The following is a 14,211-nucleotide window of genomic DNA, read 5'->3' on the forward strand; positions in this document are numbered from 1 at the left end:
CCGATACGGTGTGATCGATCTGAGGGAAGGAGAATCATGGTCGATTCCCAGAGCACGCCGGCCCGTCAGCGGCCATCCATCGTGTCGATTTCGAGTTACCTGCTCTTCCTGTTCGCGGCGCTTCAGGTGATCACGCTGATCATCTCGCTCAGCACCTTCAGCAAGACGCGGGACGCCGTCCGCGAGGCGTACGCGGGCACCGCCGACGCCGACCAGACGGCCGATGTCTTCGCCGCCATCGGCCTCGTCAGCGGCATCGTGCTGCTGCTGCTCGCGGTCACGCTTGTCGTCCTGGCCCTGTTCAACAACCGGGGCCGCAACGGCGCCCGGATCACCACCTGGGTCGTCGGCGGCATCATGGTCTGCTGTCTGGGCAGTGGCCTGCTCGGCAACGCGGGCGGCGGTTTCAACACCGGCGGCGGCACCGGCGATGCGCCGAGCACCGAAGAGATCCAGCGCCACCTGGAGGACGCCCTGCCCTCCTGGGTCGTCCCGGCCAACCTGGTGCTCGGAGCGCTCAGCCTGATCGCGCTGCTCACCGCGCTGATCCTGCTGGCGCTTCCGAAGGCCCACCCGTTCTTCCGCAAGGCCACCGCGGCCTGGGAGCCGCCGGCCCCGGGCGCCAGCTACCCGGGTGCCCCGCAGACCCCGGGTCAGCCCGGCTACCCGCAGTCGTCAGGTGAGCCGGGCTACCCGTCGAGTGGGGAGCCGAGCTACCCGCCGGCGAACCGGCCGGACGACACGCCGCCCGGGTCGACCCCACCGTCGACGAGCTGACGGCCCGGTAAGCACGACGCCGACGATCCCTCCGAGTAGGTTGCAACCCGACGCCTACCGGAGGGATTCGTCGTGTCGTACCCCGAATCGGCATCGGCTCGCCGGCCTGCCGTCGTCCTGTCGGCCGCAACCGTGCTGTGGGTGATGGCGGTGGCCTCGCTCGTGTACACGGTTGTCGACCTGGTGGTGTTGGGCGGGACTGTCGACGCGTTCCGCTCCGCGGCCCGGGACACCTCGGCCAGTCCGGAGCAGATCGACGACGCGGTGACCCTGCTGCGCGCGTCCGCCGTGCTGTCGGCGGTGCTGGCCGCGCTCTACGCGCTGGTGCTCGCCGGCCTGGCCCTCGGGCTGCTGGCGGCCCGCAACGGCGTCCGGGTGGCTACCTGGGTGGTCAGTGGGCTCGGTGTGCTCGGTGGCTGTTGCAGCGTGGCGGTGCTCATCGGTGAACGGGCCGCGCCGCTGCAACTGGGCGCCGACGACCAGGCTTTCGCCGAGTTGCTGGGCCTGATCGGTGACGCCTACCCGTCCTGGTGGATCCCGCTCAACGCCGGCCTTTCCGTCGGGCAGGTGCTCGGTTACCTTGTAGTAGCCGTGCTGCTGGCCCTGCCGGCGGCGAACGCCTGGTTCGGTCGCCGCCGCTCGACCGCGCCGGCCGCGTTCACGTCCGTCCCGCACTATCCGCAGTCGGCGCCGCCCGCGCCCCCGTACCCGCCCAGGTGAGGACCGCCCCGTGCCGCTCGACCCCACCACTGCCGAGCGCCGGGCCCTGATCACCGGGGCGACCGCAGGCATCGGCGCGGCGTTCGCCAGGCGGCTGGCCGCCGACGGTTGGCATCTGGTGCTCGTCGCCCGCGACGCGGCCCGGTTGGCCGAGCTGGCCGGCGAGTTGGGTTCCGCCCACGGCCGCGAGATGGAGACGATCCCGGCGGATCTGTCCACCGACGACGGGTGCGCCCTCGTGGAGGGGCGGCTCGCCGACGGCGGCCCGGTGCACCTGCTCGTCAACAATGCCGGGATCAGCCTGAACAAACCGTTCCTGCGGTCCACCGCGGAGGACGAGGCGCGGCTGTTGCGGCTCAACGTGCACGCGGTCATGCGGCTGACCCTGGCGGCGTTGCGACCGATGACCGACCGCCGGAATGGGGCAGTGATAAATGTCTCTTCGGTCGCCGGGTTCGGTACGGCCATGCCCGGATCGACGTACTCGGCCAGCAAGGCGTGGGTCACCAACTTCAGTGAGTCGGTTGGTCTGTCGGCCCGGCCGTTCGGGGTCCGCGTGATGGCCCTCTGCCCCGGCTACACCCGCACGGAGTTCCACGAGCGGGCCGGCATCAACATGTCCAAGACACCCGAGTGGCTGTGGCTGCGGGCCGAGGATGTGGTCGACGAAGCCCTGCGTGACCTGGGCAAAGGCAAGATGGTCAGTGTCCCGGCATGGAAGTACAAGGTGGTCGTCGCCGGCATGCGGCACGCGCCGCGTCGGCTGCTCCAGGCGGTCGCCCGGGACACTCGCGGCCGGATCGGTCGCGACGAGCACTGAGCCCCGACGGGCCCGTCGGCACCCGGTGGCCGGTGCGGAGACGTTGGCGCGCCGCTGTCAGGACGGTCGCTGAGCGTAGTGGTACATCGCCAACCATCGGTGCCTCATCGGGCTGGTCAGGGTGGACCCCGCACACGCCGTCCAGACTTGCGCAGTAACCTCTATCGCCATGGGGGACCACGACGACCTGCGTAAATTCATTACCGACCTGGCCGTGGTCCACGGACGGGTCGTGCTCTCCTCGGGGCGGGAGGCAGACTGGTACGTGGATCTGCGGCGCGTCACGCTCCATCACCAGGCCGCTCCTCTGGTCGGCCGGGTGTTGCTCGACCTCACCGCCGACTGGGATTACGCCGCGGTCGGTGGCCTCACCCTGGGCGCGGATCCCGTCGCGGTCTCGATGCTGCACGCCGCCGCTCCGACCGGCCGTGCCCTGGACGCCTTCGTGGTGCGCAAGGCGGGCAAGGCACACGGTCTGCAACGGCGGATCGAGGGACCGGAGGTGGCCGGCCGCCGAGTGTTGGCGGTGGAAGATACATCCACGACGGGCGGAAGTGTGTTGACCGCTGTCGAGGCGCTTCGCGAGGCCGGGGCGGAAGTCGTGGGCGTGGCGGTTATTGTTGATCGAGGCGCCGGCGACGCGGTGCGAGCCGCCGGATTGCCTTACCGGGCGGCCTATACGTTGGCTGACCTCGGCCTTGTGGCGTAAAAGTTTGCCGATTCGGATCTGCTGATATGCAGGCGGATCGATGCTGCTGGTGGAAGGATGGAATACGTGGGAACTGCGTTGGCCGAAATGACTATGCCTCAGATCTCGCCGCTTAACGGCGAGCCGATCGAACGTGCCGATGCCGAGCGTCTCGCCGGGGTCCTCAAGGCCCTTGCGGATCCTGCTCGGCTGCGGCTGCTCAGCCTGATCCAGTCGGCCCCCGAGGGCGAGGCGTGCGTCTGTGACCTGACGGCGCCGCTCGGCCTCTCTCAGCCGACGGTCAGTCATCACCTGCGTATCCTCACCGAGGCGGGCTTGCTGCAGCGGGAGAAGCGCGGTGTCTGGGCGTACTACAGCCTGGTCCCGAGTGCGATCGCGACGATCGCCGACCTGCTGACCCCGCCGCGTAAGCGGGCCACCAAGAAGGCCCGCTGACGTAGGCACTGCACGCCGTCCCGCTCCGGGACGGCGTCCGGTGGCGAGCCAGGGGTGGCGCCATCGGTGGGTAACACCTGCTCGTCCCCGGCCGCACCGCCGGAGGCCGGGTCCGACATGCCGACGGCCGACCCCCGCACCAGGGGCCGGCCGTCGTCGTCGTACGTGGGCTCAGTGATCCTGGCCGTGCTCCGGGCGGTGCCGGCCGTGCTGGTGCCGGTCGTGGTCGAACGCCTCGCGGGCCGCCTCCACCGCGCCGGCGGCGCTGGCCGCCGCGACCACCGCGACCGCCTCGCCGCGCTTACGCGCACGCCTGTCGCGGAGGAACTCGAAGAAGATCGGCAGCACCGAGATCAGGATGATCAGGGCCACCACCGGCAGGATGTAACGATCGATCTTGTCGCCGATGGCTTCGTAGATCTGCTCGGCGAGCAGGTAGCCGATCAGCAGGATGCCGTCCACCCAGAGCACCGCGCCGACGATGTTCCAGAGCAGGAACTTGCGGGCCGGCATGCCGAGCGCGCCCGCGACCGGGTTGAGGAACGTCCGGACGATCGGGATGAAGCGCGCCAGCACCACGGCCTTCGCCGGGCCGAACTTCTGGAAGTAGTACTCGGCCTTCTCCACGTACTCCTTCTTGAAGAGGCGGGAGTTCGGCCGCTCGAACATCGGCCGGCCATACCGGGAACCGAGCCAGTGCCCCAGCTGGGCGCCGGCGATCGCGCAGATCGGGCCGCCGATCAGCAGGCCGACCAGGGACAGTCGAGTGCCGTCACCGAAGATCGCGTCCGCCACCGGCGACGAGGCCACCCCGGCGAGGAACAGCAGTGAGTCGCCCGGGAAGAAGAAGCCGACCAGCAGGCCGGTTTCGGCGAAGAGGATCACCCACACGCCGATCAGCCCGAAGGTCTGCAACAGATCCTTGGGATCGAGCGGGTTCAGGGCGACGCTCTCCATGAGAGCGCGGGTCTTCTCAGCTGTGTCCACGGCCACAAAGGGTACCGAAGCCCAGGGTCCGGGCCGCGCCGGACCGGCACCGCGCCACCCGCCCGCGTCGTGGGACGCCCCAACGACGGTGCCCCGCCGACCTGGGTGGTCGGCGGGGCACCGGTGGTGCGGGTGGGGTCAGGCGACGAAGCGGGTCCGGCGGCGCTTGGCCACCAGGTATCCGCCGACGCCCGCGACGAGCAGCAGCGCGCCGAGGCCGGCGATCAGGCCGGTGGACTGACCGGTGATCGGCAGGCTGCCGCCGTCACCGCTGTCGCCGCCGCCGGTGCCGCCGTTGCCGGTGCCGCCCGTGCCGCCGTTGCCGCCGTTGTCGCCCGAACCGCCGTTGCCGTTGTCGTCGCCGCCGTTGTCGCTGGTGGCGTTCACCAGGATCTTGGCGATGTCGTTGGCCGGCTTCAGGTCGGCGGCGAAGCCCTCGCACTCGCACTTGGCGTTGATGGTGACGGTGCCCGCGGCATTCTCGATCACCTTGTCGATCCGGAGACCGATCTCGACCGTCTGCACCTCACCGACGCCGATGAAGATGTCCGGGTAGCAGCGGTAGAGCTTCGCACCGGGCTTGCCGGAGTTCTGCCAGTCCTGCCCGTCGCCGGTGAGCGGCGCGCAGACCTCGGGAACCTCGACCGCGGTGGTGCCCTCCGGGACAGCAATGTCGATCTTGGTGACCGGCGAACCCAAGCGATTGAAGTCCAGGGCGGCCGGGCCGTCGTTGCGGACTCCGACGGTGGCCTTGACCACGTCACCGGCCCTGCCGGTCAGCTTGTCGCCGATCGCCACCAGATCCGTGCCGTTCGTGCCCTTCACCTTGACCGTCATGCCGGACCAGTTGTTCATGGGGTCGGTGTCGGCCTGGAAGCCGCGCGCCGCCATCTTGGACGGAGCCTTCGGCAGGCTCAGGACCGGGCCGTCGCCAGGCTGACCCGCCGAGGTGCCCCGGGCCCGGAGGTAGGCGCTGAAGTCCTCGAACTCGGCGACGGTCATCCAGTTGTAGTAGCCGTACTCGTTGCCCGGCGCGTAGGTGTCCTTGCCGAGGGCGTAGGGCATCGACACCGAGCGGGTCTCCCCGCCGGCGATCCCCTCGGAGAAGGTGCAGGTCCGCAGGTGACCGTCCTCGTAGGTGCAGTTGCTGTACTGCTTCTCGGGCCGGATCGCGTGGTCCAGGTCGAAGAGCGCGACAGCTCCCTTGGCGGTGGTCCGGCCAGCGTTGCTGAGCGTCAGCGGAGCACTGAACGTGCCGCCGGGAGAGGACGAGAGCTCGGTGTCCTCACCCGGAGCCGCCAGGTCGACCCCTTCGCCGATCCGCAGCTTGGCGGTGTGGCTGACCGGGGCGATGCCCTCGGCGCTGACGGTGACCGTGAGGTTGCCGGCGTCACCGTCCGCCGCCTTCGCGGTCGGCGTCATGACCACGTTGAAGTAGCCGCCCGTGGACCACTCGTAGAGGTCCGAGGGGAAGGACTCGGTGCAGACCAGCACGCCGGCCTCCGGCGACTCGCACCCGTACTCAGACTCGGGCTTGAGCTGGACCTTGCCGCTGAGGCCGCGGTAGTCGTACCGGGCGGTGAGACCTTCGACCAACACCGGCTCGGAGGCGAACAGCAGGGGTGAATCGATCTTGCCTTCGGACCCCGCCGCGAGCGTGGTGTCGTTGAAGTAGACGCCCAGTTCGACGGGCGCTTCCTTGGCGGCGGCTGCCGGAGTGGCGGAGGCTGCGACGAACGCGCCTGCTACGCCCAGTCCGGCGAGCCAACGCCGGGTGGAGTGGGTGAGCATGAGGGGGGTTCCTCCAGTTGGGGGTTCAGGTGGAGCCCGTGGATCTTAAGGAACGGTTAAGTCCGAGTGCAGCCCCGGCGACCCGCCTGCCCGACAAGTCGATCCAAAAGGCTGACCCGGCTCGGTGCAATGTTCCGTACGCCCGCTTCCGTCGTCTGGGTAGGAGCCCCGGGAGGTGCAGTGACGTACGAGGAGTTCGCGGACACGCGGCTGGCCCCGCTACTGCGGTACGCGGTGATGCTCACCGGTGATCCGCACCAGGCCCAGGACCTGGTCCAGGAGACCATGGTCCGGGTCCAACTGAACTGGCGTCGGGTCGCCCGCGCGGATTCCCCCGAGCACTACGTGCGCCGGATGCTCACCAACCAGTACGTCGACTGGCGGCGCGGCTCCTGGGTCCGCCGGGTGCTGCTGCGCGGGGAGGCCGACACGACGGTGCCGGTGCCCACCGACCACACCCAGTCCGCCGTGGACCGCGACCAGATCTGGTCCTGGCTGTCCCGGCTGCCGCGACGGCAGCGCGCCACCCTGGTGCTGCGCTACTACGAGGACCTGCCCGACGCGGAGATCGCCGACATCCTCGGCTGTGCCGTCGGGACCGTCCGTTCGTCCATCTCCCGAGCCCTGGCCACGCTCCGGGCCGAGTACGTGGAGGTATGACAATGATCGAGGACGACCTGCGTGCCGCCTTCACCCGGCACGAGACGCTCACCCCGTCGACCGGCCCGCTGCGTGCCGCGATCGACCGCCTGGCGGTACGTCGCCGGCAGCGTCGGCGTCGCTGGCAGGCCGGGGGCACGGCCCTGGCCGTGCTCGGCGTACTGGGCGTCGGGGTGCCGCTGTTCACTCCGGAGGGAGCCGGGTCGCCGCAGGTCGCCGGGGTGGCCGACGCGTCGGATCGGCCCCTGACGACGGGAGCTGTGACAGTCCTGCTGCTCGGCATCGACAGCACCGCGCCACGGCAACAGTTGGCCGACTCGATCCTGCTCGTGCACATCCCGGCCGACCGCAGCCGCCCGTACCTGGTCTCCCTACCCCGCGACCTGAGGGTGCCCGTTCCCGGCCACGGCACCGACAAGTTGAACATCGCGTTCGCGCTGGGCGCCGGCCCCACCGGCCGGGAGACGGCCAAGGGGTACGAGCTGGCCCGCTCGACGATCACGCAGCTGACCGGGGCCCGGATCGAGACCGGCCTGGTGCTGACGTATCCCGGTCTGCGCACGCTGACGAACGAGGTGGGCGGGGTGTCGGTCTGCCTGCCCGAGCAGGTGCGCTCGGCCCACACCCGACGGGTCTTCCCGGCCGCGTGCCAGCGTCTCGACGGCGCCGGGGCGGTCGACCTGCTCCGCCAGCGCTACGGGCTGTCCGAGGGCAGCCAGGACCGCGACCGCAACGCCCGGCTCTTCGCGACCGGGCTGATCCGTTCGGCCTCCGATCAGGACGTGCTCACCAATCCGGTACGACTCGCCACGCTGCTGAGCGCCGTCGGACCGGGTCTCGCCGTGTCACCGGGTGAGGCCACCATGCTGGAGTTGCTGCGGCTCGTCCCGACGCTGCGCTCGGTGGAGCCGGTGGGGCTCAGCCTGCCGGTGCACGAGGCGGAAGGGCCCAGCCACTATCTGGAGGCGGACCCGACGCTCGCCCCGGAGCTCCTGACCGCGCTGCGCGAGGACCGGCTCGGCGACTGGGTGGCCCGCCACCCGAAGCTCGTGGACGGCGCTCGCTGAACGCTCAGCGGTAGTCGTCCTCGTCGCCGGTGACCACCCGGGCCTGCTCCATCGCGTCCCAGTCGTCGACCTCCAGGCCGCGCTGCGGGGTGCCGTCACCGTCGGCCGGGCCGACCGCCGTGGCCTGCTCGACCGCGTCGGCCGGCTCGGCCTCGGGGTTGCGCTCGTCCGGAGCGAGGTGGTCGCCGGGGGTGAAGTCCTCGTCGGGCTGACCCATCGTCCCTCCCGGGGGGTCTCGGGGCACGGTTCCCACCCACCGTACGGGCTGGGCCGGCACCGCGCCCGGAAGCGGAGTAGGCGGAATCAGCCCTCGACGTCGCGGCCCGGTGCCAGGATGGTGCGGTGGGCTTTCTCATCCGACTCGCGATCACCGCGGTCGCTCTGTGGATAACCACGCTGATCGTGCCCGGGGTCGACGTGCACGGCCGCTCGGGTGGCAACACAGTGCTCACCCTGATCGTGGTGGCGCTGATCTTCGGTGTCATCAACGCGGTGCTCAAACCGATCATCCGGGTGGTCGGCTGCGTGTTCTACCTGCTGACCCTGGGCCTGTTCGCGCTCGTGGTCAACGCGTTGCTGTTCCTGCTCACCGACCGGATCGCGCGCGGGCTCGACCTGCCGTTCCAGGTGGACGGTTTCTGGGCGGCGTTCTGGGGCGCCATCGTGATGACAGTGGCCACCTGGCTGATCAGCGTCATCGTGCCGGACAACCTGGACCGTCGGTGAACGGCTAGCACCCGGGTCGGTTGTTCCGGCACACCTCACCTACGGGATACTTCCGGGCGGAGGACAGCGCGGTCCGGCGCACGAACGAACAACAGCGGCCAGCACGGCCGAGAGTGGTAAGTAAGGAGCGCATCACATGCCCATCGCTTCCCCCGAGGCCTACGCGGAGATGCTGGACCGCGCCAAGGCTGGCCGGTACGCGTACCCCGCGATCAACGTGACCTCCTCGCAGACGCTGAACGCGGCGCTCAAGGGCTTCGCCGACGCGGAGAGCGACGGCATCATCCAGGTCTCCACAGGTGGTGCCGAATACCTGTCCGGCCCCTCGATCAAGGACATGGTCACCGGCGCCGTGGCGTTCGCCGCGTACGCGCACGAGGTCGCCAAGAAGTACTCGGTGAACATCGCCCTGCACACCGACCACTGCCCGAAGGACAAGCTGGACAAGTTCGTCCGTCCGCTGATGGCCATCTCGCAGGAGCGGGTGCAGCGCGGCGACGAGCCGCTGTACCAGTCGCACATGTGGGACGGTTCGGCCGTGCCGGTCGCGGAGAACCTCCAGATCGCCGCCCAGCTGCTCGACGAGGCCGCCAAGGCCAAGATCGTCCTCGAGATCGAGGTCGGCGTCGTCGGTGGCGAGGAGGACGGCGTCGAGAACGCCATCAACGACAAGCTCTACACCACCACCGATGACGGCCTGGCCATGGTCGAGGCGCTCGGCCTCGGCGAGAAGGGCCGCTACATGGCGGCGCTGACTTTCGGCAACGTGCACGGCGTCTACAAGCCGGGCAACGTCAAGCTCCGTCCGGAGATCCTCAACCAGATCCAGGAGGCTGTCGGCGCCAAGTACGGCAAGGACAAGCCGCTCAGCCTGGTCTTCCACGGCGGCTCGGGCTCCCTGCTGAGCGAGATCCGGGAGGCTCTCGACTACGGCGTGGTGAAGATGAACATCGACACCGACACCCAGTACGCCTTCACCCGGCCCGTCGCGGACCACATGCTCCGCAACTACGACGGCGTGCTGAAGATCGACGGCGAGGTCGGCAACAAGAAGCAGTACGACCCCCGCGCCTGGGGCAAGGCCGCCGAGGCCGGCCTGGCCGCCCGGGTCGTCGAGGCGTGCGAGCACCTGCGCTCCACCGGCACCACGATGACCAAGTAACGACGCACCACGAACGGCCGGCTTCCCCCGCGGGGAGCCGGCCGTCGTCGTTCAGGCGGTGAGCAGGCGGACGGCCTCGTGTACGTCGTCGGTGAGGTGGATCGTCGAGGACAGGTCACCGAACGGCGACGCGGCCAGCAGCGGGCGCAACAACGCCTCCACCGGCAGCTCGGAGGTCCAGTAGCCGCGGTCCAGGAAGATGTACGCGCCGCTGGCGCCGTCGGTGCCGTAGTAGGTCTTGGTGGCCGCCTGGAACACCTCCTGCACCGTGCCCGCCCGCCCCGGCGCGAAGACGATGCCACCCCGGGCCAGTCGCAGGATGGTGTCCTCCCGGATCGCGTTCGAGAAGTACTTGGCGATCCGCCCGGCGAACAGGTTCGCCGGCTCGTGTCCGTACAGCCAGGTCGGGATGGCCAGCCCACCCGCCCGCGCCCAGCCGAGGTCGTCACCACGTTGCCGGGGCACGCCCGCGTAGCGCTGCCGCACCGCCAACGCCGTGGCCGTGTACCTGTGGTGGTCGGTGAAGTCGGGCGCCCCGGACAACCTGTCGATCGCCTCGGTCAACTCGGCCGCCGGTCGGTCCGCCAGGTAGGCGCCGAGATTCGCCGCCTCCATCACCCCCGGACCGCCGCCGGTCACCACCAGCCGGTCGGCCCGCGCCAGCTCCCAACCCAGCACGGCAGCCATCCGGTACGGCGGGCTGCCCCGCCGCACCGCGTGCCCGCCCATGATGCCCACCACCGACTGCGGCCCGTGTCGGGCCAGCCAGGCCCGGGTGGCGTCGGTCAGCGCGTTGTCCACGCCGTGGTCGTGCAGCCGCTGACCCAGCGCCTCCCGGACGTCCGGCAGCGCGCCACCGTGCGCCCGGAAGTGGTCGTACACCCGGGTGTCGTACATCCCGGCGAACCCGCCCTCGGCGAACCCGGCGGCCAGATCCTCCGGGGTGTAGAGGTGCGACGGCTGGGTCGGGTACGGCAGCCCCGAGAACGGCGGCACCACGTTCGCGCCGCGCCGGACCAGGTCGGCCCCGACGTCCCGGGAAGCGAACCGGCATCCCACGAACAGCGTGCCGGCGACCTCGATGCCCCTCAGGTCGGGCACCGGCGCCAGGTCGAGGCGCAGGCCCTGCACGGTCAGCCCGGTCAGTCGGCCGGTGGCCAACTGCCGATCGAACTCGTCGCGGGTCTGGATCTCGTCGGCGTGCAGGTGCGGCTCGATGACGTCCGCGGGAGGTGGGGTCGGCACCAGGCCATCCTGCCCGTCCGCCGCGGGCCCCCAAACCTCGGGCCTGGGGTGAAACCGACAGGAGCCCGGTGACCGTGGCCACCGGGCTCCTGCATAACCGGTTCCTGGGGAGGCTCCGGACCATTAGTTGTAGTGGAAAACACTCGGCAGCGGCATAGGCCGCAGGCGTGATGAACTCCTCAGCCGTTCAGCCGAACGCGCAGGCCGACCCGCTCGCGCGTCGCCCTGTCCAGCGGGTTGAATGGGGCGATGCAGAACCTTTTGCCAGAGCCACCGGCCACCCGCCTGCCCGCGAACGACGAGGCCGACGCCGCCCTGGCTGCCGCCGAGGAGGCCGGCACCGAGGAGGCGTACGCAAGCGTCGCGGCCGGCTTCCCCACCTACAGTGCGGCCTGGGCGGAGCTCGCGGCCCGGTCGTTCGCCCAGGACCAGGTGGTGACGGCGTACGCCTACGCGCGCACCGGCTACCACCGGGGCCTCGACCAGCTGCGTCGCAGCGGGTGGAAGGGGCACGGCCCGGTGCCGTGGTCACACGAGCCCAACCGGGGCTTCCTCCGCTGCCTCTACGTGCTGTCCCGCGCGGCGGACGAGATCGGCGAGGCCGACGAGGCGGCCCGCTGCGCCCAGTTCCTGCGTGACTGCGACCCGGAGGCGGCGGACGCGCTCGCGAGCAACTGACCCCGATCCGACGGCCGGCCCGACATCGGGCCGGCCGTCGGCCATCTACAACCCTTCGGCGACCGCGGCGGCGATCTTCAACCAGGCGTCGCGGGTGGCCGAGGAGAGCCCGCCGTACCGGATCGGCTCGCCGGTGTCGATGAGCCGCTCGTACGGGGCCAGCAGCACCGCCCGGGTACGGGCCGCGAAGTGCTCCTGGATGGCCGGCAGGTCGATCTCCTTGCGCGACGGCGGCATCGACACCACGGTCACGGCCTGGCGGACCAGCCGCTGCCGGCCGCTCTGCTCCAGGTGGTCGAGCATCCGGGCGGCCGTCTCCGCCGAGTCGTTACGGGCCGACATCGTGACCACCAACTGGTCGGTGGCGTCCATCGAGGCCTGCCAGTTCTGCGCCCGTACGTTGTTGCCGGTGTCCACGAAGATCAACTTATAGAACCGGCTGACCACCTCGCGGATCTCGGCGAACGCGGCAGCGGTAAGCATCTCGCCACCGGTGGCCGACTCGTCCGAGGCCAGCACGTCGAACATTCCCTCGCCCTGCGAGCGGACGTACTGCGACAGGTCACCGACGCGCCCGTGCGCGCCCTGGAACTGCCCGAGATCCCGCAGCATGTCCCGCACGGTGCGGGAGTGGAAGTCCTGCTGGGCGCGCATCCCCAGGGTGCCCTGGGTCTCGTTGTTGTCCCACGCCAGCACGTAGCCGCCGCGCTTCTGACCGAACGTCATGGCGAGCAGCAGGATGGCCACCGTCTTACCGGCGCCGCCCTTCGGGTTGACCACCGTCACCTGTCGCAGCCCGCCGAAGTTGCGGCGCACCATCTCGATGTCGCGCTTGAGCTCCTGCTCGTGCCGACCCGGAGACAGCCGGAGCAACCCCATCTTGTTGACCACCGCGCGGACACCCATCGTCGCCACCGGGTCGGCGGGCCGGACCTGCCGGCGCCGGGTGAAGTCCTCGGCGGTTGGTACCGCTGTCTCCTCCGGCGTCCAACTCGCATCCGCGTACGCGGCCGCCTCCGGGTACCCGGCGGCGGGCACCCGGGTCACTCCATCGGCCTCCGGATAGGGCTGCCCAGCCTGGACGCCCGGCGCGCCCTGCTGCCACGGCGGTGGGTACCAACCCGGAGACGGCGGAAACGGCCCGGGCGGTGGAGTCGCCGGCCCGGCCTGCTGGGCAGCCTGCTGCGCCAGGTTGCTGAAGTACGTCAGGTCCGGCGGCGGCGGAATCTCCCCGGGGCCGGCCTGGCCGGGGATCACCGGGGTGACCGACGGGCCCGGGTACGCCGGATCGGGACCGGAGTGCGGCGGCTGCGGTCCGGGCGGCACGGGAGGCGGCGGCATCGCGGCGGCGGCCTCGTCGTGGGCCGGCGCGGACGCTGACGCGGGACGCTGCGGCGGGTAGGCCCAGGGCGACTCGGTCGGCCGTCCCACCCCGCCGGCAGACCCGTCCAGTCCGGTCCCGTCGACCTGGGGCACGGGCCCTGCCGCCGCGTGCCCGGCCGCTGCCGGGTCTGCGGAGGTCGGGGTTGCGCCGTTCGGGTGGTCGGTGGGGGTGCTCGCGCCCGTGGGGTGGTCGGTGGGTGTGCTCGCGCCCGTGGGGTGGCCGGCGAGTGTGCGCGGTCCCGTGGGGTGGTCGGCGGGCGTCGAGGCTGCGGTGGGGTGATCCAGGGTGAACGGCAGGTCCAGGTCCACGCCCCCCGGAGGGATCGGCGAGGCGACGGCGGTCGGACCCCAGTCCTCAGCCGGTCCCTGCGTCGCCCCGGCCGCGCTGCTGGGCGCTCCGGCCGCGCTGCTGGGCGCTCCGGCCGCGCTGCTGGGCGCTCCGGCCGCGCCGCTCGTCGTCCCGGCGGCGGGGCTCGTCGTCTCCGGCTGGCGCTCCGGCGACGCGGTGCCGGTCTGTGATGTCACAGCACGTGCCTGGGCGGTGCCACTGCCGGCCGGGCCGCCGTTGCTCCCCGCAGTGCTGGTCGCGGAGGTGCCGGGCGCCCCTGGCCTGCCCGTGGTGCCGAGCGCCCCTGGCCTGCCCGTGGTGCCGAGCGCCCCTGGCCTGCCCGTGGTGCCGAGCGCCCCTGGCGTGGCCGGAGTGCCGGGCACCCCGGACGTGGCCGTCGGGCCGTGAGCCCCTGGCGTGGCCGGAGTGCCGGGTGCCCCGGACGTGGCCGTCGGGCCGAGTGCCGCTGGCATGGCCGGAGTGCCGGGTGCCCCGGGAGTGAGCGGCGTGCCGGGGGGCAGCGGCATGCTCGGGGTCGGCGGTGTCGACGTGGCGGCCGGTACCCCCGGGTCAGTCGGCGGCGGCCAACTGGGCTGAGCTGGTGCCCAGCCGGACCCGGCGGCGGACGAGCCGCCGACGCCCCAGCCGCCGGGCGCCGGGACGGCACCGGAGAGCGACGGGTAGTCGGAGGGCGAGGGCGGCGGCTGGGCCGGGGCCCCTGGT

The 14,211-nt window shown here is 71.3% G+C and carries 15 protein-coding genes; 10 read left to right on the forward strand and 5 right to left on the reverse strand.

Annotated features, from left to right (window positions below):
* Positions 1–36: 36 nt before the first annotated feature.
* The 5 genes from ACPXBU_RS06560 (at position 37) to ACPXBU_RS06580 (ending at position 3,461) form a co-directional block, all read left to right on the forward strand.
* Complete coding sequence (locus ACPXBU_RS06560) at positions 37–777, forward strand: hypothetical protein (RefSeq protein ID WP_425757144.1); 741 nt, start codon at positions 37–39, stop codon at positions 775–777.
* A 72-nt stretch (positions 778–849) separates the two neighbouring features.
* Positions 850–1,497, forward strand: coding sequence for a hypothetical protein (locus tag ACPXBU_RS06565; protein ID WP_425757146.1), 648 nt, complete (start codon positions 850–852; stop codon positions 1,495–1,497).
* A 10-nt stretch (positions 1,498–1,507) separates the two neighbouring features.
* A complete protein-coding gene (locus ACPXBU_RS06570) occupies positions 1,508–2,317 on the forward strand; it encodes an SDR family NAD(P)-dependent oxidoreductase (RefSeq protein WP_425757148.1) in 810 nt (269 codons plus the stop codon).
* Positions 2,318–2,486: 169 nt separating this feature from the next.
* Positions 2,487–3,026 (forward strand): orotate phosphoribosyltransferase, encoded by a 540-nt coding sequence (gene pyrE / locus ACPXBU_RS06575; protein ID WP_357373246.1) that lies wholly within the window; start codon positions 2,487–2,489, stop codon positions 3,024–3,026.
* 57 nt (positions 3,027–3,083) lie between these two features.
* Positions 3,084–3,461: an ArsR/SmtB family transcription factor gene (locus ACPXBU_RS06580; RefSeq protein WP_030332125.1), complete on the forward strand. Its 378-nt coding sequence runs from the start codon at positions 3,084–3,086 to the stop codon at positions 3,459–3,461.
* 171 nt (positions 3,462–3,632) lie between these two features.
* Here the strand turns inward: ACPXBU_RS06580 and ACPXBU_RS06585 are convergent, their stop codons facing one another.
* Both ACPXBU_RS06585 and ACPXBU_RS06590 read right to left on the reverse strand, forming a co-directional pair.
* Complete coding sequence (locus ACPXBU_RS06585) at positions 3,633–4,418, reverse strand: DedA family protein (RefSeq protein ID WP_425757548.1); 786 nt, start codon at positions 4,416–4,418, stop codon at positions 3,633–3,635.
* Between the two features lie 168 nt (positions 4,419–4,586).
* Positions 4,587–6,239, reverse strand: coding sequence for an LPXTG cell wall anchor domain-containing protein (locus ACPXBU_RS06590; protein WP_425757151.1), 1,653 nt, complete (start codon positions 6,237–6,239; stop codon positions 4,587–4,589).
* Between the two features lie 180 nt (positions 6,240–6,419).
* Between ACPXBU_RS06590 and ACPXBU_RS06595 the strand changes: the two genes are divergently transcribed.
* A complete protein-coding gene (locus ACPXBU_RS06595; RefSeq protein WP_425757153.1) occupies positions 6,420–6,899 on the forward strand; it encodes a SigE family RNA polymerase sigma factor in 480 nt (159 codons plus the stop codon).
* 2 nt (positions 6,900–6,901) lie between these two features.
* On the forward strand, positions 6,902–7,966 hold the full coding sequence (locus ACPXBU_RS06600; protein ID WP_425757154.1) for an LCP family protein: 1,065 nt from the start codon (positions 6,902–6,904) through the stop codon (positions 7,964–7,966).
* A gap of 4 nt (positions 7,967–7,970) precedes the next feature.
* Here the strand turns inward: ACPXBU_RS06600 and ACPXBU_RS06605 are convergent, their stop codons facing one another.
* Positions 7,971–8,183: a hypothetical protein gene (locus ACPXBU_RS06605; RefSeq protein WP_425757156.1), complete on the reverse strand. Its 213-nt coding sequence runs from the start codon at positions 8,181–8,183 to the stop codon at positions 7,971–7,973.
* A gap of 125 nt (positions 8,184–8,308) precedes the next feature.
* Here ACPXBU_RS06605 and ACPXBU_RS06610 point away from each other — a divergent pair, with 125 nt between their 5' ends.
* Both ACPXBU_RS06610 and fbaA read left to right on the forward strand, forming a co-directional pair.
* Positions 8,309–8,692 carry a phage holin family protein gene (locus tag ACPXBU_RS06610; RefSeq protein WP_393365313.1) on the forward strand — a complete coding sequence of 128 codons (384 nt, stop codon included), beginning with the start codon at positions 8,309–8,311 and terminating at the stop codon, positions 8,690–8,692.
* A gap of 136 nt (positions 8,693–8,828) precedes the next feature.
* The gene (fbaA, locus tag ACPXBU_RS06615) at positions 8,829–9,854 is read left to right on the forward strand and encodes a class II fructose-bisphosphate aldolase (RefSeq protein WP_357555146.1); all 1,026 of its coding nucleotides are present in this window, start codon (positions 8,829–8,831) and stop codon (positions 9,852–9,854) included.
* A 51-nt stretch (positions 9,855–9,905) separates the two neighbouring features.
* Here fbaA and ACPXBU_RS06620 read toward each other — a convergent pair whose 3' ends face one another.
* Complete coding sequence (locus tag ACPXBU_RS06620; protein WP_425757159.1) at positions 9,906–11,099, reverse strand: LOG family protein; 1,194 nt, start codon at positions 11,097–11,099, stop codon at positions 9,906–9,908.
* 249 nt (positions 11,100–11,348) lie between these two features.
* On the opposite strand from ACPXBU_RS06620, the gene ACPXBU_RS06625 reads away from it, so the two are divergent.
* A complete protein-coding gene (locus ACPXBU_RS06625; RefSeq protein ID WP_393365317.1) occupies positions 11,349–11,777 on the forward strand; it encodes a DUF3151 domain-containing protein in 429 nt (142 codons plus the stop codon).
* Between the two features lie 45 nt (positions 11,778–11,822).
* On the opposite strand, the gene ACPXBU_RS06630 is transcribed toward ACPXBU_RS06625, so the two are convergent.
* Complete coding sequence (locus ACPXBU_RS06630) at positions 11,823–13,685, reverse strand: chromosome partitioning protein (protein ID WP_425757549.1); 1,863 nt, start codon at positions 13,683–13,685, stop codon at positions 11,823–11,825.
* Between the last annotated feature and the right edge of the window lie 526 nt (positions 13,686–14,211).

The sequence above is a fragment of the Micromonospora sp. DT231 genome (assembly GCF_049847025.1).
Classification (GTDB): Bacteria; Actinomycetota; Actinomycetes; order Mycobacteriales; family Micromonosporaceae; genus Micromonospora.

What these genes read in the sequence shown, in the direction of transcription:
- ACPXBU_RS06560 (WP_425757144.1), top strand. Translation starts at nt 37, where the DNA reads ATGGTCGATTCCCAGAGCACGCCGGCCCGTCAGCGGCCATCCATCGTG.
- pyrE (WP_357373246.1), top strand. Translation starts at nt 2,487, where the DNA reads ATGGGGGACCACGACGACCTGCGTAAATTCATTACCGACCTGGCCGTG.
- ACPXBU_RS06580 (WP_030332125.1), top strand. Translation starts at nt 3,084, where the DNA reads ATGGAATACGTGGGAACTGCGTTGGCCGAAATGACTATGCCTCAGATC.
- ACPXBU_RS06585 (WP_425757548.1), bottom strand. Translation starts at nt 4,418, where the DNA reads ATGGAGAGCGTCGCCCTGAACCCGCTCGATCCCAAGGATCTGTTGCAG.
- ACPXBU_RS06590 (WP_425757151.1), bottom strand. Translation starts at nt 6,239, where the DNA reads ATGCTCACCCACTCCACCCGGCGTTGGCTCGCCGGACTGGGCGTAGCA.
- ACPXBU_RS06600 (WP_425757154.1), top strand. Translation starts at nt 6,902, where the DNA reads ATGATCGAGGACGACCTGCGTGCCGCCTTCACCCGGCACGAGACGCTC.
- ACPXBU_RS06605 (WP_425757156.1), bottom strand. Translation starts at nt 8,183, where the DNA reads ATGGGTCAGCCCGACGAGGACTTCACCCCCGGCGACCACCTCGCTCCG.
- fbaA (WP_357555146.1), top strand. Translation starts at nt 8,829, where the DNA reads ATGCCCATCGCTTCCCCCGAGGCCTACGCGGAGATGCTGGACCGCGCC.
- ACPXBU_RS06625 (WP_393365317.1), top strand. Translation starts at nt 11,349, where the DNA reads ATGCAGAACCTTTTGCCAGAGCCACCGGCCACCCGCCTGCCCGCGAAC.